Raw genomic sequence first — 23,970 nt, 5'->3', positions numbered from 1 at the left:
CACAGCGGGCAGAGCAAACTTGCTTTACCACGCGATGTAGCATGTCTGCTCTTAGAGGCTGGGGTAAGTGTAGGAAAGGAGCTGTATTACAGCTCCCGAGGTTTTTCAATGTAGTAGCCTTGTGCACCATCAAGACAAAGCTGCTCGATAATATGCTTCTCTTCTTGGCTTTCAACGCCTTCGGCGAATACTTTAACGCCAATACGGTGCGCTAAATCAACCATTAATCGCATGAAGTACTGGTTATTCTTATCGTCTTCTAGGCCGCGCGTGTAGCTGGCATCCATTTTGATAAAGTCTGGTTTTAACTCTCGGAAAAACTTAAATGACGTTAGCCCTACGCCAAACTTCTCTACGGTAATACGGGCGCCTGCGCGATGCAGCATGGTTATAAAGCGTTTGCTTGCGCCGATGTTTTGTTGCAGTCCTAGCTCTGAAATCTCAAAGATGAGACGAGCTGCCAATTCGCCTTCTTTCATCAGTCGACGTTCAAGCCAGATCACAAATTTATCATCATGGGCGCTTGCGGCTGACACATTGAGTCCAAAATACTGCGCATTGAGGTTCTTACTTTTCATCGCCCGAAAAGCATGTTCGATGATCATCTGATCCAGTTCAACCGATTTTCCTAACTGATCGGCCATCGCCATAAACGAAGAGGTCGGTAAGATATGCTCTTCCTCATCGCGAAATCGCGCCTGAATCTCTGAGTAGGCATTGTTGCTTTTGCCTAGCGGCATAATGGCTTGGATCACTAAGGTCACGCTTTGCTTATCGAGTAAATCGTTGATCATTTTGCGCCAATTTTGCGACCCTTGATTGCTGCTAGCACTCATATCCTCTTGGCGTTGAATGTGCCAAGCGTTATTTTGTTTGCTCTGGGCAATATTCATCGCCACATCAACATTCGCCAGTAGCTCGCCTAGGGGTTTATTTTGCTCGTAGGGCACAATGCCGGTGTAAGCGACAGAGGTTAGATCATGGATTTTCTGGTACTGGTTTAGCTTAGACTGAACATTATTAGCAAAGCGCTCCGCTTCTTTTAGCGGAATATTGGGTAACACCACGGCAAAATCTGAGCTGTTAAGGCGAAATACGCTGCTGCCACGATAACTGCCGACCACGGCGCTGAGCATCTCAGCAATACTGCGAATGTACTCATCACCTTGCTGATAACCGCTGCGCTGGTTGATGTGCTGCAATTCGGTGCCTCGTACCAGGGCGATACAGCCAAAACAATCACCTTGAACGTGTTCAATGTGACGTTCGTAATACTCTACGAACATGTTGCGATTACCCAGTTCGGTGACTACGTCTTTATAGGCCTCTTTTTTTATTTCCACTGCCGAGCTGGCAATATTGTCGAGTTGCGAGCCTAAGTACGTTGATAGGCGATTGAGGGCAGGGGAGATTTGACTGGCTAATCGTTGCTTTTGGCTATCGTCAGAGAATGCACGGCTGCTGGTATCTGGCACCACGCCATTGCTGACGAATTGGTCGATTATCGCTGAAATCATATCAGCCACATGCCGGCGGTATCCCACAAACGCCGTTTTTAAACTAGCAATAGGCAACAGTGCGAGCAGGGATATGACTAATACAAAATAAAGTAACCCAACTTCAAATGTTTTCGCTACATCGTCTAGATCGGCAATAAACTCTATGCGCAGCTCACCATTACTGCTGACCGCGTACTGGCTGCGGACACTGTTGAACTGAGACTGAGCCACTTGTGAAAGTAGTGCGCTATTCTGGCGGTGTGTTTTGTTTGCCAATACTTCACCCTCAGCATCTCTTAGCCATAGGTTTTTCAAGTTCATGGTGGCAAACAATTGCTCTGCCATAGCGGGAGCATCGGCGACAGTAATTTGCGGATGGCTATCTAAATACCGCTGCAAGCTTACCTGCATGTGTTCTTGCTTTTCCACACTGTAAGAGTGAAAAACCATCACATTAGCGATAATACCGGCACACAATGCCAGTAGCCATAAAGAAAATTGTAAGAGGGTGAACCGTTTCAACTTAGCTTTATCCTTATTATTTAACCAGCTAAACGATAAATCCTAATCGCGACTGAACTTTGGCAAAGAGTCCATTCACATGCGCGAGCGTGCCATGTGAGACGGCGAATTATCACAGCGGCCTAATCTCTACTAGTGTAATTTAACCGTTATTACATACAACCTTGGTGCAATGAGTTGTTATAAATCATTGACTAATGGCGCAATAATATAGCACGGCTTGAGAAAAAACACAGTACAAAGAGTAGTTTACAAAGATGAGTTTGTCTAGAAAGAGGAGATGGGTGAAAATTGGCTCCCCCTCCCCGACTCGAACGGGGGACCTGCGGATTAACAGTCCGTCGCTCTAACCAACTGAGCTAAGGGGGAACAATTTCAAAGGTAAGTAGTGGCTCCCCCTCCCCGACTCGAACGGGGGACCTGCGGATTAACAGTCCGTCGCTCTAACCAACTGAGCTAAGGGGGAACAATTACCTTATTTTGCTGAAAGATTTGGCTCCCCCTCCCCGACTCGAACGGGGGACCTGCGGATTAACAGTCCGTCGCTCTAACCAACTGAGCTAAGGGGGAAGCGCCTGCCTTTCAACGGGGCGAAATATTAATGACCGCGCCCTAAAGTGTCAACCAATAAAAACTCTAAAAATAAAAAAAGTAGACTGTTCGGCGCTTTTTCACTCAAATTGACTGCTTAGCGCGCAAAACAGCCTCTATTTGGGGCTGCGTTGCGCCTGTCGCAGAGCGATTTCATCAGTAATTACACTGACAAAGGGAAATAATCGAGTCTGTCAGTAACTTATACTTTCATGACTCATAGCGCAAACAACCCGAAGATGAACGTAAACTCAGTAAAAAACGAGCAAATTAGCTTAACCCCTTATAATTAAAGGGGTGGCGTAACTTATCCACGAAATCTGTGGATAAGTCTGTTTATGAATAGGGCAAGGGCAGTAGCTATCGGTATCGACAGAGAGCGAGTAAGAATGCAAGGGGAAAAGGATAAAAAATATTTTTATTTAAAATCAATGATTTGCTCTTATATTCTTTGGCGTTACTTAAAGAGCGTTTGTTATAATCTGAATTGACGATGTATTCATCTTACTGTGTAAAAAAAAGTCATTTCATCCCCAAAATGTATACATGCTGTAAATAATTTGTTTTTTACATGCTTTTGCACAAACAAGTCAGCCAAATTTAGAAAAAGATCATTTTTTATGCACCATTTAGGCGTAGCGAGGGATGCTTTGATGCTTTAGAATGGGGATTTGGAATTAGCAGCAATAAGCGTCGATATGGCTACAGCCGAAACTCATTCTTCTGATCATGCGCAACCCTCTCAGCTTCTTCATGCTGCCATTGTACCGACTTTAACGAAAATGACTGTGCCGATGATTTTTGGCATGATCTTTCTAATGATGTTTAACCTAGTTGATACATTTTTTATTAGTATGCTAGGTACACAACCTTTAGCGGCAATTAGCTTTACCTTCCCTGTGACATTCACTGTTATTAGCCTCGCTATTGGTCTAGGGATTGGGACCTCAGCGGTGATAGCTAAAGCATTGGGAGCGGGTGAGCATGCTCAAGCTCGTTTTGATGGCACGGTTGCGCTCATTGTTTCAGCGATACTCGTGCTCTTACTATCGGTAGCAGGTTATCTCTTTAGCGAGCCGTTGTTTAAGCTTCTAGGGGCCCAAGCACAGTTGCTACCCATCATCGACCAATATATGCATATTTGGTTTCTAGCCAGTGTGCTATTAGTCACGCCCATGATTGGCAATGCTATTTTGCGCGCGAATGGCGATACTAAGACACCTAGCCTGATCATGGGCGGCTCTGGACTTATCAATGCCATACTTGATCCTATATTGATTTTCGGCTGGGGCCCAATTCCGGCATTAGGTGTTCAAGGCGCGGCCATTGCCAGTGCAATCTCTTGGGTTGTTGGCGTTATTTTGGTGCTGCATATTCTCATTGTGCGTCGTAAACTACTGAGCAGTCAGTGCCGCAGTCAGAGTTTTTATGGGGCAACACGGAAGATCTTAAAAATAGGCTTTCCTGCAGCGGGTGCGAATATGCTAACGCCTTTAGCGATGGCCGTTATGACTGCTATCGTCGCTACCTTTGGAGCACCAGCGGTGGCTGCGTTCGGTGTCGGCAGCCGGATAGAGTCGATAGCATCGTTGGTGGTGTTGGCGTTGTCAATGACATTACCGCCGTTTATCAGCCAAAACTTTGGAGCCGGAAAAATAGAGCGGGTGCGCGAGGCATACCAAAAGACCTTGCAGTTTGTCCTTATTTGGCAATTTCTCATCTACTTATTACTGTTAGCTGTGGGTCATTGGATAGCACTTGCTTTTGCCAGTGAGAGCCAAGTGCGGGAGCTGATCAGCTTATTTATTTACATTTTACCGCTATCGTATGGCTTACAAGGCGTTATTATTTTAACTAACTCCTCGTTCAATGCCTTGCACAGGCCAATGAATGCACTCGTTTTGAGCGTAATTCGATTGTTTGTCTTTTATGTGCCGATTGCCTATGTTGGCAGTTTAATCGCCGACTTAACCGGTTTATTTATTGGCGCGGCAATGGGTAATCTGTTTACAGCCGTCGTTGCGTACTTATGGTTCACACATGAGCTTAAACGCCACAGCCAACAATAAGGAGTCTTGTTAGTGAAAGATATGTTCGAATTGGTATCTGGTTACTCGCCAAGTGGCGACCAACCTAGTGCCATTGCCCAGTTGGTCGAAGGGTTAGAAGCGGGACTGGCTCACCAAACTTTGCTCGGCGCGACAGGAACCGGCAAGACCTTTACCATGGCTAATATTATGGCTGAGCTTAATCGCCCGACTATTATCATGGCGCACAATAAAACGCTGGCGGCGCAGCTGTATGGTGAAATGAAAGAGTTCTTTCCCAATAATGCTGTGGAATATTTCGTCTCATACTACGACTACTACCAGCCAGAAGCCTATGTAGTTGCAAGCGACACCTTTATCGAAAAAGACGCCTCCATTAATGAGCATATTGAGCAAATGCGGTTGTCGGCCACCAAAGCCTTATTAGAGCGGCGCGATGTGGTGATTGTGGCTTCCGTTTCTGCCATTTACGGTCTTGGCGATCCTGATTCCTACATGAAAATGATGCTGCTATTGAAGGTCGGAGATACCATAGACCAACGTGATATGCTGCGGCGTTTAGCTGAGTTGCAATACACCCGTAATGATATGGATTTCAGCCGGGGCACCTATCGCGTGCGTGGCGAGGTGATTGATATTTTCCCCGCTGAGTCCGATGATATTGCCGTGCGCGTCGAGATGTTTGATGATGAAATAGAGCGCTTAAGCTTATTTGATCCGCTCACCGGTCATGTGGAAAAAAACCTCGTGCGCGCCACCATCTACCCAAAAACACACTATGTTACACCCCGTGAGAAAATATTAGCGGCTATTGAGAATATCAAAACCGAATTGAAAAGCCGCCGCCAACGCTTGCTTGATGACAACCGGCTGATTGAAGAGCAGCGTATTGCACAACGCACCCAGTACGATATTGAAATGATGCAAGAGCTTGGCTATTGCAGTGGCATTGAAAACTACAGCCGTTACTTGTCGGGTCGGGCGCCAGGCGAGCCACCGCCAACCTTACTGGACTATCTCCCGGATGATGCTTTGATGATCATCGATGAGTCTCACGTTACCGTGTCACAAGTGGGGGCTATGTATCGCGGCGACCGATCGCGCAAAGAAAATCTTGTTGAGTATGGCTTTAGGTTGCCCTCGGCAATGGACAATCGGCCGCTTAAGTTTGAAGAGTTTGAGGCCATTATGCCCCAGACTATCTATGTATCTGCCACCCCAGGGGATTATGAGCTAGACAAATCCGCAGGCGAAGTTGCTGAACAGGTGATCCGTCCTACTGGCTTGGTCGACCCGCAAATAGAAGTGCGTCCCGTGGCCACTCAGGTGGACGATTTGCTCTCTGAAATATACAAACGTGTCGAAGTGAACGAGCGGGTTTTAGTGACCACCCTAACTAAGCGAATGGCGGAAGACCTCACTGATTATCTTAGCGATCATGATGTGAAGGTGCGCTATTTACACTCCGATATTGATACCGTAGAGCGCATGGAAATCATTCGCGATTTACGGGCAGGGGTATTTGATGTGCTCGTTGGCATCAACCTGCTGCGAGAGGGGTTAGACATGCCGGAAGTGTCATTGGTCGCTATTTTAGATGCCGATAAAGAAGGCTTTTTACGTTCAGCGCGCTCGCTTATTCAGACCATTGGCCGTGCAGCCCGCCATATTAACGGCCGTGCTATTTTATATGGTGATGTGATCACTCGCTCAATGCGTCAAGCCATGGACGAAACCAACCGCCGTAGAGAAAAACAAATAGCCCATAACGAAGCGCATGGGATCACCCCGCAAGCGCTGAAAAAACGCATTACCGATGTGATGGATACCGGCGAAGAGGTACAAAACAAAGCGGCGCAGGCACGCCTTAAACCGGCATCGAAAAAGGCCGGCACGACAATGGATGCCAGTGAAATAGCCAAAGAGATTAGTCGCCTAGAAGCACAAATGCACGAATTTGCTCGTGATTTGGAATTTGAAAAAGCGGCCAAAGTACGCGACCAAGTGCACGAACTGCAGCAGCAGCTTATTCATAGCTAGTGGCCATCGGCTCCTTGCATATTAGCTCGTTGGAGGCTATAAACTAAGGATATTATTCCTGCAAAGGCGGTTGGCGCACGTTGATTTTAAAAGCGTGTTTTTCACTTCTCGGCTGCGCTGTTATGTGCTGGGTGGCGCCGGTTTTTGCGCAGTCGCAACGCGTTGAAATACTGGTTGATCAAAGCTATCCGCCTTACACTTATGTTCGCCAAGGCACTTTGCAAGGCGATTACGTTGCATTGGTGCAAAGCGCTGCTAAATCACTGACAGACTATGAGGTGGTATTAAAGCCAATGCCCTGGAAACGGGCACTGCAGCAGCTTGAGCAGGGCGCTGCGTTTGCGATATTACCGCCCTATAAACACCTTGATAAACGTCCCTTTATCGATATGTATTCGCTGCCACTTGAGCAAGAAACAGTGGTCGCACTGTGCCACAATGACACTGATTTACCGGCAGCATTAGCTGGCAAAGCGGGCCCAGCGGTTAATATTGGTGTCAACGCTGGGTACTTGATTTTTGACCATGCCGTGCGTGCAGCCCAGCAGCGCGGCGATGTGCGAGTATGGCGTAATGCCAATACCCGTTCAAACTTGTTTAAGCTACTAAAGCAACGAATTGAGTGTTATGTGAATGACCGCCGTTCAAGCGAGTATGAATTAGAGCTAATAGTGCAGCGACAGCCTGAACTTGCTATAAAGGCGAAGAATTTGACTGTGCAGCATGTGTTAATGACACGCTCAGCCCACATCGGCTATGCGCGGGACGAACGCGGCAACTACCCCTTTAAATATGATTTTATAGCTAAAATGGATGCGGCTTTGGCTGAGCTCATCAACCACTGATTATTTTTGCTGCGCTTTGTCGCTATACATACGTTTATCTGCTTCGTTTAGCAGAGCTTCAATATCCAGTGTTTGTTCGGTATGGCAACTGTAACCGCAGCTTAGTGAAGGGTAGATAAACAAATCGCCATGAGCGAGGGGAGTGCTTTCTATATGGCGACGCACTTTTTCGACAATTTGTGCGACCGTATCCGGATCATTTATACGATATAAAAGCACTAAAAACTCGTCGCCGCCAAGGCGGGCAACCACATCCGCGTCGCGTAGTGCAGTTTCTAGTTCTCGGGCAACGTGAACTAGCAGCGCATCTCCCACCGCATGACCGAAGTTATCGTTTACTTGTTTAAACTCATTTAAATCAATACTGATGATGGCAAACTTCTTTTCTTGCTGTGGGTCATTTACCAAGGCATTAAGGCGTTGCATGATATATCGCCGGTTTGCCAGCTTGGTTAGCTCATCCTGCAAAGACATTGTTTTAGTGAGGTGGTATGCCCGCACCAGTATCGCGATAGAGAAATACAGTATAATGGCAGCCGCGATACTGATGGCGCCGAGTAGTTGGGCATTGTCACCGTGGTTGCTGGGGATGCTATAGCGGGCCGCAAGTTGCCAGCGGCCATTAGGAAGTTGGATGGTGGCGGTGCTGTCAGCATTACTGAAGATGCTCGCATCGCCATAAAACACCTGGCCCTCGGCACCCGATGCATTCACCCCACGCAAAGCGATATGCAAGTGCTCAGTATCTTTGATACCGACCTGTTTATACAGTGTGGCTAAATCCATGACCACACTGAGAGTGCCCCAATAATGGGCGTTGACGGGGTAGTCATCAAAAAGAGGGAAACGTGCGATGATCGCTTGGCCGCCTTGCACTAGCTCTAAAGGGCCGGCAATGACCACCTTTTTACTTTGTCGTGCTTTAACCACGGTGGCATATTGCTCTGGGCTGGATTTGAAGTTAAAACCAATGGCGCGTTGATTTCCTTCTAATGGGAATACGTGGCTGATGGTGTCATTGGGAGCAAGCCCTAAATTGCGCACCAATTGCGATTGTTCTAGGGTCTTAGCGGCGATGGTATGCCAATTAGCAATGGCCAGCTCAGGGTTTAGAGCGACCACAGTCGCCAAGCTTTCAGCGGCGAATACATCTTTGAAAATGGTGGTTTCTATTTTGTTGCGGACAAGTGCCGTTTGCTCGCGCAGGTGTTGCTCACTCTCTGCTTTTTGTTTTTCATAATATGCCGAAGTGAGTAGGTGAATACCAAAGCCAGCCACGCAAAAATACGCTAGGCTCGCAAAGATATAAAGGTATAAACGCTTGACGCTCATGGTAGCGGCAGCCACAAATAGCACACAACTGGGTGCATTATAGGTTATTTATTTCTTGTTCGACGCTAAATCCCTTATCCGTCACGACTTTTTCTAATATTTGTACACGTTCTTTGAGTTGGGAAAGCTCCTTGCTCATGGTTGTGAGCTGCTCATTTTCGCGGCCAGCACGTGCGTTCAGCGCTTTTTGTTTATTACGAACATCCACCACCATCACCGTGGCGACAATAACAAGGGCGGCTACCACCAACATCAGCGCTATGTACATGAAATAATTCCCTATTAATTTGATCTACTGTTCAGTATAACGGGAAAATTCAGTATGACCACTGACAATTTTACAATCATCAGTGGCCAACAAGCAGGGTTAAGACTCGTAGGGGAGAGGATCCGTTGCGTTATTTTCCGCAAACGCTTCTAAGCGCTCTTGGCAAGCACCGCATTTGCCACAGGCTTGTTCACGGCCGTTGTAGCAGGTCCATGTTTGACTGTAGTCCAAATCCATGGCCAAGCCGTCACGGAGAATATCAATCTTACTGCTATCTAAGTAGGGGCAGACAATTTCGACTTCGTCGTAATTAGCAATACGACACACATCATCCATTTTCTTCACAAATTCAGGACGACAATCTGGATAAATGGCATGATCGCCCGAGTGAGCGCCGTAATAGACTTTATTGGCCTTAAGTGAGACAGCATAACCGACAGCGAGCGACAACAAAATCATATTGCGGTTCGGCACTATCGTGCTTTTCATGCTTTCTTCTTCATAGTGTCCTTCGGGAACATCGATGTCGTCGGTCAGAGACGAGCCACCAATCAATTGATTTATGGCAGAAATATCAACGATTTTATGATCCACTCCAAGGCGCTCACAGACTGCTTTTGCAACCTCAAGCTCTTTAACATGGCGCTGACCATAGTTAAAGGAGAGCGCATACACTTCGTGCCCCTGCATGCGTGCTTTATTCAGCACAGTGAATGAGTCCATGCCGCCGGAATAAATAACTACAACTTTTTCTGCCATGGTGCCTTCTAGCCTTTTATCATAGAGGTTTGCATTCGGGCGCGGTATACTACAGGGTTTGAGAGTGGATCACAATTATTCCCGAATACGGGGCTGTAAATGTCACACGCTAATGTAAAGTATGAGCAGTAGGTAAGTTTTTTGTACCAAATTAATGAGATTTTTGAAACCATCCAAGGGGAAGCCAGTTACACTGGTACACCGTCTATTTTTGTGCGCCTGCAAGGGTGTCCTGTCGGGTGTGCGTGGTGTGATACCAAACAGACATGGGATGCAAGTGATAGCTACGTTGTAAGCCTTGAGCAAACAGTGGAGAAAAAAGCGGATTCTCAACATTGGGCCCATGCCAGCGCCGAAGACGTACTCGCGTTATTTCAACAGCGCGGTTATCTTGCCAAACATGTCGTGATCACTGGCGGCGAGCCTTGCTTGTTTGATTTAAACCCACTGTGTGAACTATTACATGAACATGGGTATTCCACGCAAATAGAAACCAGCGGTACTTTTGCCATAAAGGCCCCGGCGCAAACTTGGGTGACAGTGTCGCCGAAAATTAATATGCGTGGTGGATATGATGTGCTGGCCAGTGCCATGCAACGCGCCGATGAAATTAAGCACCCAGTAGCGATGCAAAAACACGTGGATGAGCTCGAGGCCCTATTTGCGCAAACAGGTGTGGCACCTAAGCTTGTGTACCTACAGCCAATTAGCCAAAAAGCGAAAGCTACCAAGCTGGCGATTGATACCTGCATTCAGAAAAACTGGCGTTTATCAGTACAAGTCCATAAATACATTGGTATTAATTAACTTCGCTCACGAGCTGAGTGCTGCAGCATACTGAGGTTATGAAAAAGCCCACATACCGTGGGCTTTTTGCGTTACGCGTTATGCTCTTGCAAATAATCGAGCACCACTTGGTGGTGTTCTTTAGTTTTAAACTTGTTGAATACGTGTTTGATATTGCCATCTTGGCCAATAAGGAAGCTAATACGATGGATGCCGTCGTATTCTTTACCCATAAACTTTTTCAAGCCCCACACCCCGAAATCCTCGGCAACTTTGTGGTCTTCATCGCTAAGCAACTGGAAGTTTAGCTCTTTTTTAGTTTCAAAGTTTTTCAGCTTTTTAACCGGATCGGGGCTGATCCCGACAGCAACCGTATTGTGCTCGCTAAGAGCCGCTTTGTGATCGCGCAATTGCTCGGCTTGCACAGTACACCCAGGAGTAAGCGCTTTAGGGTAAAAATAAACTAACACCTGGTGCTCTTTTAGGAGTGCTTCTAAGCTGACAGAGTTACCGTCTTGGTCTTGAAGGTTGAAAAGAGGGGCTTTATCGCCTGCTTGTAAGGTATTCATAGTGATTCCTTATCTTATTCGTCTGAAAATGTAATCAATTTCAAGGCGTTGCGATAACGCCTCAAATGATACTTTAAACGCGTCTATATCTAATTCTTGCGGTACGTTAAATTCAAGCTCGCAGCGCATGTATGCCTGTTCTTCTTTATCGAAGGTGTCTGATTTTAATGAACAGATGCTAATACCGTACTCGGCAAAATAGCCTGTTACTTGGCTCAGCGTACCTGGGGTATCAACGCCGTGATATTCGAGATTGTAACCGCCACCATATTGCTCTGCATTATGACTTGAAGTGCGCTTCATCATTGTTAATAAGCCCAGCTCCATGCCCGTGGCTGGCAGGGTATGCTCTACGCGACTGATGGCCGCCATGTCGCCGCACAGCAACATAATGAAAGTAAGCTCATTGCCTAAAATAGCGATTCGGCTATCGGTGATATTACAGTTACAGTCACTGACTAATTGCGTTAGTGCGCTGACTACACCGGGTTGATCTTCACCTATGGCGGTGATCACTAGTTGTTGTTTGGCTAATTCAGCCATGTTGTTCGACCCTTGCTAAGAGAAAACGAAAACCTTTAGATGGCCGCGCAGTTTAGCACAACCAGCGGTGTTACGCGCAACTTTTAGCCGTGACCGAGTTTATTCGCATTTGCACGGCGTCTTTCTTGTTTTTACAGCAATGTAAAAGTACCATAGTGAAAATTTTTGCCATACCGCTGATTTAGATGAGCGGTGGCGAGTGTCGATACTCTGCTTAATACCGCTTGCAATGGTCAATGGATCAGTTGTAAGTGCACCAAGTTTTAACCTGACACTGAACCAATTACGTCTCACCGACTCAAAGTCCGTAGAATAAAAAAAGGTGAGCATAGGAGATAGACAACGTGCAGTATTGGATCCCTAAAGCATTGATGTTAAGTGCCTTAGTCAGTTTAAGCGGATGCGGTATTTTTACCAGCGAAGCACATCATCCACGTAATTACCGTACCAATGAACCGGTGGTGGCCCCTGAAGGGCTTGATGCACCGCGCCAAGACCCAACCTATAAAATGGATGTTGCCCGTTACGATAATAGCGAACAGGCCAAAGCAACAAAGCCGCCAATGCAAATAATGCCGCTTGCTGAGGGCAGTTGGCTGGATGAAAACGAAAAGCTGGCCCGTGTATATTTTGACAAAAACGAAGGCATCGAAGATCTTGATGAATTTATTTGGCACGCAATTGAGGGCGTTTTATCTGACTACAACACACAAGCTGTGAGTGCGGATAAGTTAATCGGCACCGTGGAAACCGATTGGTTTTCAATCGTGCGAGTTGAAGAAGGGTGGTTATGGGATGACGAGATAGTCGCTGAGCAGCGTTACAAGTTCATCATCGAGGAGAAAGACCATCAGCGCACTGCCGCTTTGCGCGCCGAAATGGTGGACTATCGCTCAGACGATGTACCCCTGACGCCACTATTACAACAGCGTCTTGAAACCCGCGCGCTCAACGCGGTCATTTCGGAGTTTGATTATCGCTATCGTCAATTGAAAGTAGAGCTGCGCCAGCGCCAAGGGATCATTTCTCTGGATATGGGTTTTGACAACAAAGGCAATGCGGCACTGGTCACAGAGCAAGCTTACAATGTCGTGTTTGAACGCTTTGCAGGTTTCTTGGAGCGGCTGCAATTCACCATTGTCGAGGTGGATGTAGATTCAGGGCGAATCATTGCAGATTACACCAAGCCAGAAGCCAGCGTTTGGGACTCTATCTGGGGCGAGGAAGCCATGCAGCTACCGCTTGAAGATGGGCAGTATCAAATTTTGATGAGCACTACGCGCGAGGGTGGCACCAGCATTACCTGGATGGATAAAGAGGGTGAAGTATTGCAACCCGGCACCATGAACGACTTGCAACAAGCGTTGGTGCAAGCGCTGCGAACCCGAGGAATTCAAATATAACGCCTGATAAGCAGGCCATGAAGGAAAAGAGTGTCGTGCTCTTTTCCTTTTTTCATGTATAGAGCCCAGTAAATGGGCCAATAATAACAATGAACAAGTAACGATTATGACAACAAGCCAACCCCGTTCAATGGCCAGCACTTTGCTGACCTTTATTATCCCCTCCTTGATAGGGGTATTTTTGTTTATGGTGCCCATTCCTTGGGAAGGGGAGATAAAAATCACTGTGGCGATATTGGCTGATATGCTGCGTGTGTGGTTAGCGCCAATAGCCAGTACCTTATTGCTAATAATTATCTGTGGAACCGGGTTGCTCTCATTACTTATGAGTACCGTGCAACCTCGGTCGTTGTTTGATAACACATTAATCCGGCATCTGTTTGTTGTGACGCCCGTGTGGTTGGTGGTACGCCTTTTGGGCATGGTGTTTATTGTGATGACCTATTTTGAATTAGGTCCAGTGGCGATTCATTCCGAGAACACCGGCGCATTTGTTATGAATGAGCTGCTGCCGCTATTGCTCACGGTGTTTATCTTGGCTGGTTTTTTGTTGCCATTGTTACTTAATTTTGGGTTATTAGAATTGGTGGGCACGCTGTTTACGAAAATTATGCAGCCGCTCTTTGGCGTGCCAGGGCGCAGCGCGGTAAACTGCGCGGCATCCTGGTTAGGGGATGGCAGTGTCGGTATTTTGATGACTGCGCGCCAATACGAGGACAAGCATTACACCCAGCGTGAGGCCGCTATTATTGGCACTACGTTCTCAGCAGTGTCGATTACCTTCTGTTTTGTGGTGATTGGGCAGGTACGATTAGAACACTTATTTGCGCCGTTTTACCTGACGGTATGTGTCGCTGGTGTGGTATGCGCGCTCATTCTCCCACGTATTCCACCACTGAGCTTGAAAAAGAACACCTACGTGGACGGCAGTACTCAAAATCAAGATGATGAGTCGCACTCGGCGCAGAAAAACCTTTGGCGTCAGTCTTTGGATATGGCCTTGCACAAGGCGCGCCATGCTAAAGGGGTTAAGGGCACGGTACAAGAAGGTGTGCACAACGCATTAGACATGGTTTTTGCCGTGTTGCCTGTGGTGATGGCGGTGGGTACGTTTGCTTTGATCATTTCTGAATACACCCCGGTCTTTACGTGGCTAGGTAAGCCTTTTATTCCTTACCTTGAGTTATTAGGGATCCCCGAGGCCGTCAAAGCATCGGAAACCATCGTTGTTGGCTTTGCTGATATGTTTATACCGTCGATTCTAGCGGCATCGAATATTGACAGTGAAGTGACGCGTTTTATCATAGCCGCAATGAGTGTCACGCAGCTGATTTACATGTCAGAGGTGGGGGCCTTACTATTGGGTAGTAAAATACCGGTAAATATAGTTGAGCTATTTATTATTTTTATATTGCGAACGCTGATCACCTTACCGGTGATCACGCTAATGGCAAACTGGCTAGTGGCTTAGTCTTTGTCGCAGTGCTCATCTTGGGCACTGCGCTGCTTTTCTTTCAGGCGCTGTCTCGCTTTCTCAACAGGGTCTTGATTTAGGCGTTTCATATCCAGTTTGGCGGAGTATTTGAGCAGCGCTATATTGCTCCCGACGAAGCCAAAAACGGCGACGATAATTAGAATAACTTGCCAAGTTTGCATTGCACTGTTCGCTCATGTATTAAGTGAAGGGTAAGGCTGTGCCCTTTATAACTGACACCACCGTTGCCATGCAACATTAACAAACATTTAGTGGAGTTTTCCCAAGCAATGGAAAAGGTACTAATTTGGCCTGAACACTATCCGTTATTACTCAAGGGGCTTATTGAGCAAAACGGCGCATTTATTTTAGACGCCCTTGAGGCGTGGCCGGCGTGTAGTACTAAAATCGAAGACAATGTCAGCACCACGGTGTTACCGCCTATTTATTACTTGGTATGGTTGGCGCCAAGAGACCCATTTGACGAGTGTACTTTCCAGCATATCAGTGACTTTGATGAGCAGGCCCATCAATATATTAACGCCGCGCGAGAGTATTTTCTAAATAATGAATACACCAACGAGCAAATAAGCGAGTTTTTGCTTGAACGTTTGAGCCAATATGCCGATGTAAATGCCCAATTGGCGCTAGAGTCGCCGATGTCATTGGCGCAATTGTTATTTGAGCAGCGCTATTTTTCGCTGTTGGAGCAGTTGCTAGCTCGCGGCGCGCTGCTCTCCAGTGCGGACATTATGCTGGTCTGGCAGGAAGTAGACTTTCGATCTAAGTTCTCAGCGTTTTTACCACAGTGCGCAGCGGATAAAGGCACCGTGCTCGATGCCGCCAAAGCCGAATTGGTGCAAGGTAAAGACTTCTTCACCTTATTGCAGCATCTATCGACCGACGATAATTTGCAGCATCTGCTCGAGCAAGCGCTATTGGCACACTTACAAAGTGAGCATGCTAAACAAAGCTTGGCTATGCGCTTTGTTGAGCAAGGTGCGAAAGGCAGCGAATATAACGAGCAAGGACAAAGCGCACTGATGCTGGCCGCTGAGAAAGGCTTTGTAGCGGTGCTTGAAGCCATCCTCAGCGATGCCTCGATGGATGCTAAAGATGAGCAGGGCAATACTGCTTTGCACTATGCCGTGGCAGCCGATAACAGCGCATGTTTGAAGTTGTTGTTGCGCGCCGGGGCTAACTTTCACGCTAAAAATAACGCTGGGCTCAGTTGTTATCGTTACGCCGTAGAGCGCAACCGAAAAGAGCTGGTGCGCCTAATGGAACGTGAATTTGGAATTAAAGAGCTTTCACCACAGGGGCAGTACATGCGTGTTGCCAAGGTGCATGTATTGCACGCTTTGGTGGTGATGTTGCTACCGCTGCAGCTGTTTTTCTTTTTTGATGAGAGCATTGAGCATAAAAGCGAGCTCACCATCGCATTGACGATGTTTTCCATGGTGGCGATATTTTTTGCTATTAGCTTAAAGCGCTGTGCGTTGTATCCACAGCTGAAACACCCCTTTGGTTTAGGGGTCATTCGCATGGGCTCGGTATTATCCTTGGTGGCTCAATTAGGTCTGTTATCGGTCGTTGCGTTGGCGTTTTTAAGCCAGCTGGCGGGGTAGAGGCACTTTCAGGTCGTTCTTGTGCAAACATGCCGAGGCGCAGTGCTCTGGCATGTTTGCGAGCTTACTAACTATCTTTGTGGTGGTTTTGGCGATGATATTCTTGTGCCGCCTTCTCCTGGGCTAGGTCATCTTTAAGCTTACCTACTTTTAGTCCCAGTTCTTGACCGCGATGTCGGGCATAATAAGTACAACCTACAAACATCATACTTGAGAGTATTAACTCAAGAATGACCCAAAGGCGCTCGTCAGGGCTGACCCACAACAAGGTAAAACCATGAATAAAATAAATCATGACCACAAAGTTGGCCCAAGCATAGGTGTAAGGTTTGTCTTGAATAATGCCTTTCAATGGCAGTAACAATGGTAGAATATACAAACCAAACGTAAATGCCAGTGAATAGTCAGTGCGTGGTACCAAGACAAACATCCACAGCGGCATTAGAATTAGCAGGCCAATGTAGCCGGTCAACGCCAAAAGCTGGTAGCGTTTAGTGATCGGTTTTTTTGCAATATCAGTCATTAAGCTTTCTCGTTAACGTTGCTAAGCGCTTGCCCAGAGCTTGGCATATCTGTTTTTCATCGTTGCTCAATTGAGCGTTATTGTGCGCCCCAGATACATGGCTTGCCCCGTAAGGCGCGCCCCCTGAGGTGGTGCTACTCAATGCCGGAACGTCATAAGGCACCCCCACCAATAACATGCCATGGTGCAGGAGCGGCGTGGCCAGGTTAAGCAACGTCGCCTCATTGCCTCCATGCATGCTACTTGAAGAAGTAAACACACAGGCTGGCTTATCAATGAGTTCGCCTTTAAGCCACATCTCGCTGGTTTGCTCCCACATTGCTTTTGCTTGCGAGGCCATCATGCCAAAGCGAGTCGGAGTGCCAAAAGCCAATGCAGAACATTGGCTGAGCTCGACTAAGTCTACTTGAGGGTGCGACCCATCCTCACTGACGCAGCGTATCAGTGTATCAACGCCTTGTGCTTCAATGCTGTCGGCAAGTTCCTCGGCCAATGCACGAACACTGCCACCGCGAGAATGGTACAGCACTAAAATAGGTGCCATTTACAGCAGCTCCAAGACATTTTCAGGAGGACGTCCAAGAACGGCTTTATTGCCATTTACAACAATAGGACGTTCGATAAGCTTTGGATTGTGATGCATGGCATTTAACAGCGCCTGTTCGTCATGCTGGTTTTTTAAATCAAGCTCTTTGTACGTGTCTTCTTTGGTACGCATTAATTCGCGGGCAGAGCTAAAGCCTAATTGTTGTACCAGTGTGTTTAGTTGCTCTACGCTGGGGGTATCGTCTAAATACTTGATAACTTCTGGCTCTACGCCTTTTTCCTCGATCAGGGCCAAAGTTTGGCGTGATTTAGAACAACGTGGATTGTGATAAATAACGATAGACATAGCTTCCTCTTGCGGATGTTTTGCCCTTGATTGCTGTGAGCTGGCCACAACCATATTGGCCTTGGCAGTGCAGGCGGGGCCGATAAATTTATACCTATAGTGTAAAAGATACGTGCGTCCGTTGATAGAGGCGCACACATTGTTGCTTCAATTTGCGCCACCGAGGTGGGCATATGCGTTATAAACGAGCGAGCTCTTTTTGCATTTGCCGGTATTGCCCTAACAATGCTTTCAGTCGTTTATGTTTAATCGCTTCATTCGGTTCAATATGATTAAGGGCTTTTTGAACTTCATCAGCGGCTTTCATATACGCCCCCACCTGAGCCATTAAATCCGCATTAGCCTCATGGTAGGCTGCTTTGTCGTCTTGGCGTCGGTAGGTAGTGGTAAGCAGCTGCTTAGCCAAAAAGTGGTCTGGTTTTTCCAAGGTAAAACTACGCAGCAGTTCAGTGGCCAGCGCATAGTCCTCGGCTTCAATTGCAGCGTGGGCGTAGTTTAAGGTTATAACTTGGTTGTTTGGCCGCAATTGATGAAATGGGCGCAAATGCTCAAGGGCTTTGTCGGGCTCGCCCTTGCCAACATAGTAATCGGTTAGCGTATCCAAATAAAAAAGATTACTCGGGGCGCGTTCCAACAAGGGCGCGAGGTATTGCCATGCTTGGTCGAATTTTTTCTGGTCGATTAAGGTCAGCGCCAGTCCGTAGTGCAATGCTGACTTGTCGCCATAGGCGTTCTCCCGCAATAGTTTATTAAACTGCTCTTGCGCTTGTTGTGAGTCATAACCATAGCGGGCCAGAATGCGGCTTTTCGCAAGGTAGAACTCTAAGCTTTGGCCATATTGACGCTTTTCATATTGCTGTGCACGCAAGCGGACATCACTGATCCGGCTTTGTGGTAATGGGTGGGTAAGAATAAATACCGGCGGCTTTTGGCGGTAACGAATTTGCGCGGCCAGTTTTGTTAAAAACTCGCCAGAAGCATGAGGGTCAAATCCAGCTTCGTATAAGGTGCGCATGCCGATTCGATCGGCCTCTTGCTCAGCCCCCCGGCTATGACTGAGTTGGCTCAGTGCGCTTTGTGTCTGGGTTCCGGAAATAATGGCCATGCCGGCATCGGGGGCAACAACGGTCGCTAGTATACCGGCAATCAGCCCGGCAATAGTAACCCCAGAGTTATCTTTTTGTTGCTGTAAACGCCTTGCCAGGTGACGCTGAGTCACGTGCGCAATTTCATGCCCGAGCACAGACGCCAATTGACTCTCGTTATCTGCTTGAGCGATTAGCCCGGTATGAACGCCAACGTGCCCGCCATAGAAAGCAAATGCGTTAATATCTTTGTTGTTTATCCAGAAAAAAGAAAATGGAAAACGCACATCGTCGGCGTGGGAGACAAGCTTATTGCCAAGCGTAGTGAGGTATTCATCAAGCACGGGGTCGTCGATGACCGGCGATGAACCGCGAATTTGCATCATCATCACATCGCCAATAGCCCGCTCTTTTTCAATGGGCAGCACCTGCAAAGCCGAGGTGCCTAAATCTGGCAGTTCAAAGGTATTTTGTGCCTTTACTGGCATAAACGTTGTGCTCACTAAGGCACAGGACAACAAGATACGTTTAAAAGGCATATTATTCCTTGTGGTTATAATCATCTGGCTCCATCAACCTAGCCAGTGCGAACTCACTACCGCCAGCGTTGTGGTGCTTTTCGCACATTTTGTAGAACTCTTTTATTGAGACTCCGTTGTAGGCTTGAACGTTCAATTCGCGACGTAACAATTCAACCGTGTCATGCACGACTTTATGGGCATGAATGATCAGAGCTTTATCGGCGTCATCACCATTATCAAAGAAAAATGCGATGAATTTGTGCAACTGGCCGATGCGGATCACATGCTCCATAGTCGCCGGATCCCACACATCGAATTCCATTTTGGCATTATCACGCTCGTAATGACGAATTTTTTCGTCGCCAGCATAAGCATAAGCACTGAGCTCAAAGCCCCGCTCGGTAAAGCTTTGATGTAAACCGATACGCGGCTTGTTATCGCAGTGGATAATACCATTATGATCTTCCTGCCCACCGAGTGTCTTCAGGTTCCAATTTCGTTTATCGAGTAAGCGCTTGATAGCTGTATCAAACCCGTGCTCTAGCAGGTTTTCGGACTCACTGAGGCTTTGTGACACCATATGGTAAAAAGGCGGCAGTTCACCCCAGTTAAGCTGTTTTTTATACCAATTGATTTCCTTTAAGGTCGGATTGGCAGGCAGCCTAGCTTTGTTATGCGACGTCGCCATGACACGCTTCCTTCATTTTCGCCTTATAGTATTAAGCATAAACGAATGTCGTAAACCTTTTAAGCTTTTTTACGGTATGATTAAGGAATCGGTATCATCTACTAACTATTTCTTTTTACGCTTAATCTCAGCGACATATTGGCAACGATAACAAGTGTTAAGCGCCAAGCAAGGTAATGTGAATATAATGGTGGAAGTTGATTTACGGTCGTTACGGTGTCCGCAGCAGTTTGTGCAGTTTAAACTCGCGCTAAAGCGTGCTCAGGGTGACCATCGTTGTTTATTATTATTGTTGAATACCAACACTCAAGAATTTACCGATATTGAACGGTACTTGAAAAAACAAGGGCTGAGCTATGCGTTGCAGCGTCAACCATCGTTTTACCGCCTCATAGTGGAGATTTAAATTCGTGTTCGAATACGTGCGTTCGTGGTATCAAAGAAAGTTTTCTGACCCTCACTCTGTCACCCTACTGCTGTTGCTCGTTGCAGCGTTTGCCATTCTCTACTTCTTCGGAAACTTGTTGATGCCTGCGTTGGTCGCAGTGGTGGTGGCGTACCTTTTAGACTGGCCAGTGGCCCGCTTGCAGCGCTTGGGTCTATCACGACTCTTGGCCACGGTGGTGGTGATGGCCTTATTTTGCTCGTTAGTTATTGGCAGCTTATTTGGGATTGGGCCCGTGTTGTGGCAACAAACCAGTAATCTAGTACAAGAGGCGCCAACCATGCTTGAGCAAGGAAAACATTATTTGTTGCACTTGCCCATAGACTACCCAACTCTCATTTCGCCCGAACAGGTCCGTTCGGTGGTCAGCAGTGTTGAGTCTAAAGCGGTGGAGCTTGGGCAAACCTTGGTGTCATTTTCTTTAACCTCACTTAAAGATGTGGCCGCATGGCTGATTTATTTGATATTAGTGCCACTACTGATATTTTTCATGCTCAAGGATAAGGCGCAGCTGGTCCAAAGCATGAGTTCGCTGCTGCCAAAACAACGCCGTTTAATCCATCAGGTGTGGATAGAAATGAACCAGCAAATTATGAACTATATCCGAGGTAAAGTGTTTGAGATTGTGATTGTTGGTGGTGTGTCGTTTGTGGTGTTTACCATTTTCGACCTGCGGTATGCGGCGCTGCTGGGTGTGTTAGTGGGCTTTTCAGTTCTTATTCCCTTTATTGGTGCGGCGTTGGTGACTATTCCTGTGGCTGCCGTCGCGTTGTTTCAGTTTGGACTCGGTAGCGAGTTTTGGTCAGTGCTCGTGGCCTACGGCATTATTCAAGCACTTGATGGTAACGTGTTGGTGCCCTTACTCTTTTCAGAAGCAGTGGACTTGAATCCGGTCTTTATTATCGTCGCGGTGCTGTTTTTTGGTGGCCTATGGGGTTTTTGGGGGGTCTTTTTCGCAATCCCACTGGCGTCACTGGTACGTGCGCTTATTAATGCGTGGTCTAGCAGTGCTGATGAACCCCATCAAAGCATGCCCAAAGCGTTAGTCGAGGAAATGAACAAGGATTAAAAATATCGATAGATTGCTGCTTCTATGCAGCAATCTCCTTTTACTCTTTACAAGCTCCCCCTGTTACCGCATGAGTTATACGATAAACTCATAAAACCTCGGTTTATTCGAACAAATTAGTCTTACTGCGTTGAGTGCTTATGTGTACAATGGTTATAAGTTATAGCTAATAGTAATATAGTGTCTTATGTCGCAGCGTTTCTTCACCCAGCCTAGCCAAGATCTGGTTTATCTTGATGCCAATGCCACCACCCCGGTGCTGCCGTGTATTGCTGATGTGGTGTCACATACCATGCAAGTGTGTTTTGGAAATCCTTCAAGCTCTCATATAACCGGTGTGCAAGCGAAATATTTATTGGAGCAAACGCGCAATAAGGCACGCCAGGTGATAGGTGCGCAAAATGGCGATATTCTTTTCACCTCAGGTGCGACCGAAGGAATTCAAACGGCAGTGGTATCCACGCTGCTGGCAAACCGTCATAAAGCCACCGAGCACAGTGTATTGCTGTATGGGGCGACTGAGCACAAGGCCGTGCCAAATACCCTGAAGCACTGGAACGAAGTATTAGGGCTTGGGGCAAAAGTTTTGGCGATTCCGGTGGACAAAGATGGCTTGCTAGATAGCCAATTTATTGCAGAGCACGTGGGCCAAGCATTAATGATATGTACCATGGCGGTGAATAATGAAACCGGCGTATATCAAGACTTAGGTGCACTCGAGAAAGTGATCCGAGCGCATAATCCGCAAGTGTCTTGGATGGTCGACTGCGTTCAAGCTCTTGGTAAACAGGCGTTGGCCTTAAGTGATACCACAATTGATTATGCCCCTTTTTCCGGGCATAAACTCTACGCACCTAAGGGAATAGGCTTTTTGTATATTCGCGAAAATAGCCCCTATACCCCATTCATCGCCGGAGGGGGTCAAGAAAGTGGTATGCGCTCAGGAACAGAGAACCTACCCGGTATCGCCGGTTTGTATGAACTATTTGAACTACTGCTAGATTCTAAGCAAGCGGTGTTCAAACCTGTGTGCACCTTGCATCAATACCGCGACCAACTTATTAGTGCCTTAGAGCAAACCTTTGGTGATATCACCTTTAATGCGCCTTTAGCATCAACGGTGCCGACGACACTGAACTTTTGCGTGAATAGCTTGACCTCAAAAGAGGTGATGGATTTGTTCGATGCTGCGGGGATCCGCGTTAGTGGTGGCTCAGCTTGTAGCTCTGGCGCATCGCGCAGTTTCGTACTTGATGCCATGGGTGTCAGCGACTGGCAAAGCGAAAATGCCATTCGCATGTCCTTTGGCCCAGCTGCCAGCGCTGCGGATATCGCTTTGGCCTGTGAGCGTATTTGTGCGTTAAAACCAGTGCTTAGTAATCATTGTCTCATTGTCTCTGATGCTCATCAGCCAGAGCAAGAGGTCTGTGCATTGGGGCTCACACAATTGCGCCATCAAGGCAGTTGTTGTTGGCTATTTGTCGCTGACAATAATGACGCAGTGATAGTCGACCCCATTGTTGAATTGGTGCCTCGCCTGACTCGGTTAGTAAAGCAGCAGCAACTGCGGGTCAAAGCCGTACTAGAAACTCACCGACATCAAGATAAAGACTCCGCGCGCTCGCTGTTGGCGCAGCGCCTAGAAGTCGATGCAAGTGGCGAGCTTGGGTGGTCTCATGGTGAGGCTATTGCTCTTGGTTCACACCAATTAAGCCGTGTTACCACGCCAGGGCACAGCAGTGACAGTGTCAGTTATTTACTTTCTCAAAACGAGCATATTGAAGCCTGTTTCTGTGGCGATTTGCTTGTTTGGGGTGGCCTGGGCAGTACTCAATTCGACGATGCCAGTTGCGAGCAAATGGCGCAGTCGCTGACATTACTCAGTCAATTACTTGAACAAAACACGGTTATTTGCCCAGCGCACGATTACGAACAGTGCTTTGCCATGACCTGGCAGGCACAGTGCCAAGCTAGTGAGCTGTTGGCAGCCTTATTACAAGGGGAGGTAGACCATGAGCAGTTTGCTTTGCGTAAAGATCAATTAGATCAGCGCCAAGGTGAGCAAAGCGGCGCCTTATGTGGCTTTAGCCTAGCCCCCGTCAAGGCAAGTGGGGCACAGCTGAGCGCACAGCAGTTGCAGCAGTTACTGCATGAGCACAGCGACAGTACTGTAGTACTTGATGTACGTGAACCCTATGAACACGGAGCAACGGATATTCGCAGCCTATTTACGTTAGCGCCAGAACAGCTTATTAATATCCCACTTAGTCGGCTCGCGAATGCATTGTTGACGCAACAGCTGGACAAAAGTAAACACTATGTATTGATCTGCCGTACAGGGAATCGCTCTGGGCAGGCTATCAGTAACTTAAAAGCCTTAGGTTTTGAGCACGTGTATAACTTGCAAGGTGGGCTCGCACTTGTATGATGGAAGGGTATT

General features: G+C 47.2%; 22 protein-coding genes and 3 tRNA genes. 10 read left to right on the top strand and 15 right to left on the bottom strand.

The window, feature by feature from the left end; all coding sequences use genetic code 11:
• Positions 1-86: 86 nt before the first annotated feature.
• The 4 genes from MHM89_RS06000 to MHM89_RS05985 form a co-directional block, all read right to left on the bottom strand.
• Positions 87-2,021 carry an EAL domain-containing protein gene (locus MHM89_RS06000; protein WP_138548324.1) on the bottom strand — a complete coding sequence of 645 codons (1,935 nt, stop codon included), beginning with the start codon at positions 2,019-2,021 and terminating at the stop codon, positions 87-89.
• A 292-nt stretch (positions 2,022-2,313) separates the two neighbouring features.
• Positions 2,314-2,390 (bottom strand) — tRNA-Asn (locus tag MHM89_RS05995).
• 20 nt (positions 2,391-2,410) lie between these two features.
• A tRNA-Asn gene (locus MHM89_RS05990) sits at positions 2,411-2,487 on the bottom strand.
• Between the two features lie 27 nt (positions 2,488-2,514).
• Positions 2,515-2,591: transfer RNA gene (locus tag MHM89_RS05985), tRNA-Asn, on the bottom strand.
• Positions 2,592-3,310: 719 nt separating this feature from the next.
• On the opposite strand from MHM89_RS05985, the gene MHM89_RS05980 reads away from it, so the two are divergent.
• The 3 genes from MHM89_RS05980 to MHM89_RS05970 all read left to right on the top strand — a co-directional run bounded on the left by MHM89_RS05980 (position 3,311) and on the right by MHM89_RS05970 (position 7,545).
• Positions 3,311-4,681, top strand: a complete 1,371-nt coding sequence (locus MHM89_RS05980) for an MATE family efflux transporter (protein ID WP_239408352.1) — start codon at positions 3,311-3,313, stop codon at positions 4,679-4,681.
• A gap of 12 nt (positions 4,682-4,693) precedes the next feature.
• Positions 4,694-6,700, top strand: a complete 2,007-nt coding sequence (gene uvrB, locus MHM89_RS05975) for an excinuclease ABC subunit UvrB (protein ID WP_022944495.1) — start codon at positions 4,694-4,696, stop codon at positions 6,698-6,700.
• Between the two features lie 122 nt (positions 6,701-6,822).
• The gene (locus tag MHM89_RS05970; protein ID WP_151174045.1) at positions 6,823-7,545 is read left to right on the top strand and encodes a transporter substrate-binding domain-containing protein; all 723 of its coding nucleotides are present in this window, start codon (positions 6,823-6,825) and stop codon (positions 7,543-7,545) included.
• On the opposite strand, the gene MHM89_RS05965 is transcribed toward MHM89_RS05970, so the two are convergent.
• From MHM89_RS05965 to queC, 3 genes are all read right to left on the bottom strand, one after another.
• Entirely contained in the window at positions 7,546-8,892 is a 1,347-nt protein-coding gene (locus MHM89_RS05965) for a diguanylate cyclase (RefSeq protein ID WP_239408351.1), read from the bottom strand.
• Positions 8,893-8,914: 22 nt separating this feature from the next.
• Positions 8,915-9,145, bottom strand: a complete 231-nt coding sequence (locus MHM89_RS05960) for a hypothetical protein (protein WP_022944493.1) — start codon at positions 9,143-9,145, stop codon at positions 8,915-8,917.
• 99 nt (positions 9,146-9,244) lie between these two features.
• Positions 9,245-9,952, bottom strand: a complete 708-nt coding sequence (gene queC / locus MHM89_RS05955) for a 7-cyano-7-deazaguanine synthase QueC (RefSeq protein ID WP_268743718.1) — start codon at positions 9,950-9,952, stop codon at positions 9,245-9,247.
• 93 nt (positions 9,953-10,045) lie between these two features.
• On the opposite strand from queC, the gene queE reads away from it, so the two are divergent.
• A complete protein-coding gene (gene queE / locus MHM89_RS05950) occupies positions 10,046-10,711 on the top strand; it encodes a 7-carboxy-7-deazaguanine synthase QueE (protein ID WP_022944491.1) in 666 nt (221 codons plus the stop codon).
• Positions 10,712-10,782: 71 nt separating this feature from the next.
• Here the strand turns inward: queE and bcp are convergent, their stop codons facing one another.
• Entirely contained in the window at positions 10,783-11,259 is a 477-nt protein-coding gene (gene bcp, locus MHM89_RS05945; RefSeq protein ID WP_151174049.1) for a thioredoxin-dependent thiol peroxidase, read from the bottom strand.
• Positions 11,260-11,268: 9 nt separating this feature from the next.
• Positions 11,269-11,802 carry an ACT domain-containing protein gene (locus MHM89_RS05940; protein WP_045978992.1) on the bottom strand — a complete coding sequence of 178 codons (534 nt, stop codon included), beginning with the start codon at positions 11,800-11,802 and terminating at the stop codon, positions 11,269-11,271.
• 344 nt (positions 11,803-12,146) lie between these two features.
• Between MHM89_RS05940 and bamC the strand changes: the two genes are divergently transcribed.
• Both bamC and MHM89_RS05930 read left to right on the top strand, forming a co-directional pair.
• A complete protein-coding gene (bamC, locus tag MHM89_RS05935) occupies positions 12,147-13,205 on the top strand; it encodes an outer membrane protein assembly factor BamC (protein WP_053910813.1) in 1,059 nt (352 codons plus the stop codon).
• 106 nt (positions 13,206-13,311) lie between these two features.
• The gene (locus MHM89_RS05930) at positions 13,312-14,676 is read left to right on the top strand and encodes a YjiH family protein (RefSeq protein WP_026111042.1); all 1,365 of its coding nucleotides are present in this window, start codon (positions 13,312-13,314) and stop codon (positions 14,674-14,676) included.
• Here the strand turns inward: MHM89_RS05930 and MHM89_RS05925 are convergent.
• Positions 14,673-14,861 carry a DUF2897 family protein gene (locus MHM89_RS05925; RefSeq protein ID WP_022944486.1) on the bottom strand — a complete coding sequence of 63 codons (189 nt, stop codon included), beginning with the start codon at positions 14,859-14,861 and terminating at the stop codon, positions 14,673-14,675. The two genes, MHM89_RS05930 and MHM89_RS05925, sit on opposite strands and share 4 nt — an antisense overlap.
• A 108-nt stretch (positions 14,862-14,969) precedes the next feature.
• On the opposite strand from MHM89_RS05925, the gene MHM89_RS05920 reads away from it, so the two are divergent.
• A complete protein-coding gene (locus MHM89_RS05920) occupies positions 14,970-16,307 on the top strand; it encodes an ankyrin repeat domain-containing protein (protein ID WP_239408350.1) in 1,338 nt (445 codons plus the stop codon).
• Between the two features lie 67 nt (positions 16,308-16,374).
• Here the strand turns inward: MHM89_RS05920 and MHM89_RS05915 are convergent, their stop codons facing one another.
• The 5 genes from MHM89_RS05915 to MHM89_RS05895 all read right to left on the bottom strand — a co-directional run bounded on the left by MHM89_RS05915 (position 16,375) and on the right by MHM89_RS05895 (position 20,016).
• Positions 16,375-16,830: a DUF2069 domain-containing protein gene (locus tag MHM89_RS05915; protein WP_045978995.1), complete on the bottom strand. Its 456-nt coding sequence runs from the start codon at positions 16,828-16,830 to the stop codon at positions 16,375-16,377.
• Positions 16,823-17,374 carry an NAD(P)H:quinone oxidoreductase gene (gene wrbA, locus MHM89_RS05910; protein ID WP_022944483.1) on the bottom strand — a complete coding sequence of 184 codons (552 nt, stop codon included), beginning with the start codon at positions 17,372-17,374 and terminating at the stop codon, positions 16,823-16,825. The genes MHM89_RS05915 and wrbA overlap by 8 nt, the downstream gene beginning before the upstream one ends.
• A complete protein-coding gene (gene arsC / locus MHM89_RS05905) occupies positions 17,375-17,722 on the bottom strand; it encodes an arsenate reductase (glutaredoxin) (RefSeq protein WP_045979065.1) in 348 nt (115 codons plus the stop codon). It abuts the gene before it with no gap.
• Positions 17,723-17,900: 178 nt separating this feature from the next.
• Positions 17,901-19,346: a M48 family metalloprotease gene (locus tag MHM89_RS05900; RefSeq protein ID WP_239408349.1), complete on the bottom strand. Its 1,446-nt coding sequence runs from the start codon at positions 19,344-19,346 to the stop codon at positions 17,901-17,903.
• A 1-nt stretch (position 19,347) separates the two neighbouring features.
• Positions 19,348-20,016: a hypothetical protein gene (locus tag MHM89_RS05895; protein WP_239408348.1), complete on the bottom strand. Its 669-nt coding sequence runs from the start codon at positions 20,014-20,016 to the stop codon at positions 19,348-19,350.
• A gap of 187 nt (positions 20,017-20,203) precedes the next feature.
• Between MHM89_RS05895 and MHM89_RS05890 the strand changes: the two genes are divergently transcribed.
• The 3 genes from MHM89_RS05890 to MHM89_RS05880 all read left to right on the top strand — a co-directional run bounded on the left by MHM89_RS05890 (position 20,204) and on the right by MHM89_RS05880 (position 23,958).
• A complete protein-coding gene (locus tag MHM89_RS05890) occupies positions 20,204-20,422 on the top strand; it encodes a sulfurtransferase TusA family protein (RefSeq protein ID WP_239408488.1) in 219 nt (72 codons plus the stop codon).
• Positions 20,423-20,426: 4 nt separating this feature from the next.
• On the top strand, positions 20,427-21,530 hold the full coding sequence (locus tag MHM89_RS05885) for an AI-2E family transporter (protein WP_138548336.1): 1,104 nt from the start codon (positions 20,427-20,429) through the stop codon (positions 21,528-21,530).
• 187 nt (positions 21,531-21,717) lie between these two features.
• Positions 21,718-23,958, top strand: a complete 2,241-nt coding sequence (locus tag MHM89_RS05880) for an aminotransferase class V-fold PLP-dependent enzyme (protein WP_239408347.1) — start codon at positions 21,718-21,720, stop codon at positions 23,956-23,958.
• Positions 23,959-23,970: the final 12 nt, after the last annotated feature.

Origin of the sequence: Pseudoalteromonas sp. CNC9-20, from assembly GCF_022347875.1 — a bacterium.
GTDB classification, from domain to species: domain Bacteria; phylum Pseudomonadota; class Gammaproteobacteria; order Enterobacterales; family Alteromonadaceae; genus Pseudoalteromonas; species Pseudoalteromonas ruthenica.
This window is presented reverse-complemented; position numbering and strand designations above follow the sequence as displayed.

Bases quoted from the DNA above. Each gene is read 5' to 3' on its own strand.
- MHM89_RS05980 (WP_239408352.1), top strand. From the start codon at position 3,311: ATGGCTACAGCCGAAACTCATTCTTCTGATCATGCGCAACCCTCTCAG.
- MHM89_RS05970 (WP_151174045.1), top strand. From the start codon at position 6,823: ATGTGCTGGGTGGCGCCGGTTTTTGCGCAGTCGCAACGCGTTGAAATA.
- MHM89_RS05960 (WP_022944493.1), bottom strand. From the start codon at position 9,145: ATGTACATAGCGCTGATGTTGGTGGTAGCCGCCCTTGTTATTGTCGCC.
- bcp (WP_151174049.1), bottom strand. From the start codon at position 11,259: ATGAATACCTTACAAGCAGGCGATAAAGCCCCTCTTTTCAACCTTCAA.
- MHM89_RS05940 (WP_045978992.1), bottom strand. From the start codon at position 11,802: ATGGCTGAATTAGCCAAACAACAACTAGTGATCACCGCCATAGGTGAA.
- MHM89_RS05930 (WP_026111042.1), top strand. From the start codon at position 13,312: ATGACAACAAGCCAACCCCGTTCAATGGCCAGCACTTTGCTGACCTTT.
- MHM89_RS05925 (WP_022944486.1), bottom strand. From the start codon at position 14,861: ATGCAAACTTGGCAAGTTATTCTAATTATCGTCGCCGTTTTTGGCTTC.
- MHM89_RS05920 (WP_239408350.1), top strand. From the start codon at position 14,970: ATGGAAAAGGTACTAATTTGGCCTGAACACTATCCGTTATTACTCAAG.
- MHM89_RS05915 (WP_045978995.1), bottom strand. From the start codon at position 16,830: ATGACTGATATTGCAAAAAAACCGATCACTAAACGCTACCAGCTTTTG.
- wrbA (WP_022944483.1), bottom strand. From the start codon at position 17,374: ATGGCACCTATTTTAGTGCTGTACCATTCTCGCGGTGGCAGTGTTCGT.
- arsC (WP_045979065.1), bottom strand. From the start codon at position 17,722: ATGTCTATCGTTATTTATCACAATCCACGTTGTTCTAAATCACGCCAA.
- MHM89_RS05900 (WP_239408349.1), bottom strand. From the start codon at position 19,346: ATGCCTTTTAAACGTATCTTGTTGTCCTGTGCCTTAGTGAGCACAACG.
- MHM89_RS05895 (WP_239408348.1), bottom strand. From the start codon at position 20,016: ATGGCGACGTCGCATAACAAAGCTAGGCTGCCTGCCAATCCGACCTTA.
- MHM89_RS05890 (WP_239408488.1), top strand. From the start codon at position 20,204: ATGGTGGAAGTTGATTTACGGTCGTTACGGTGTCCGCAGCAGTTTGTG.
- MHM89_RS05880 (WP_239408347.1), top strand. From the start codon at position 21,718: ATGTCGCAGCGTTTCTTCACCCAGCCTAGCCAAGATCTGGTTTATCTT.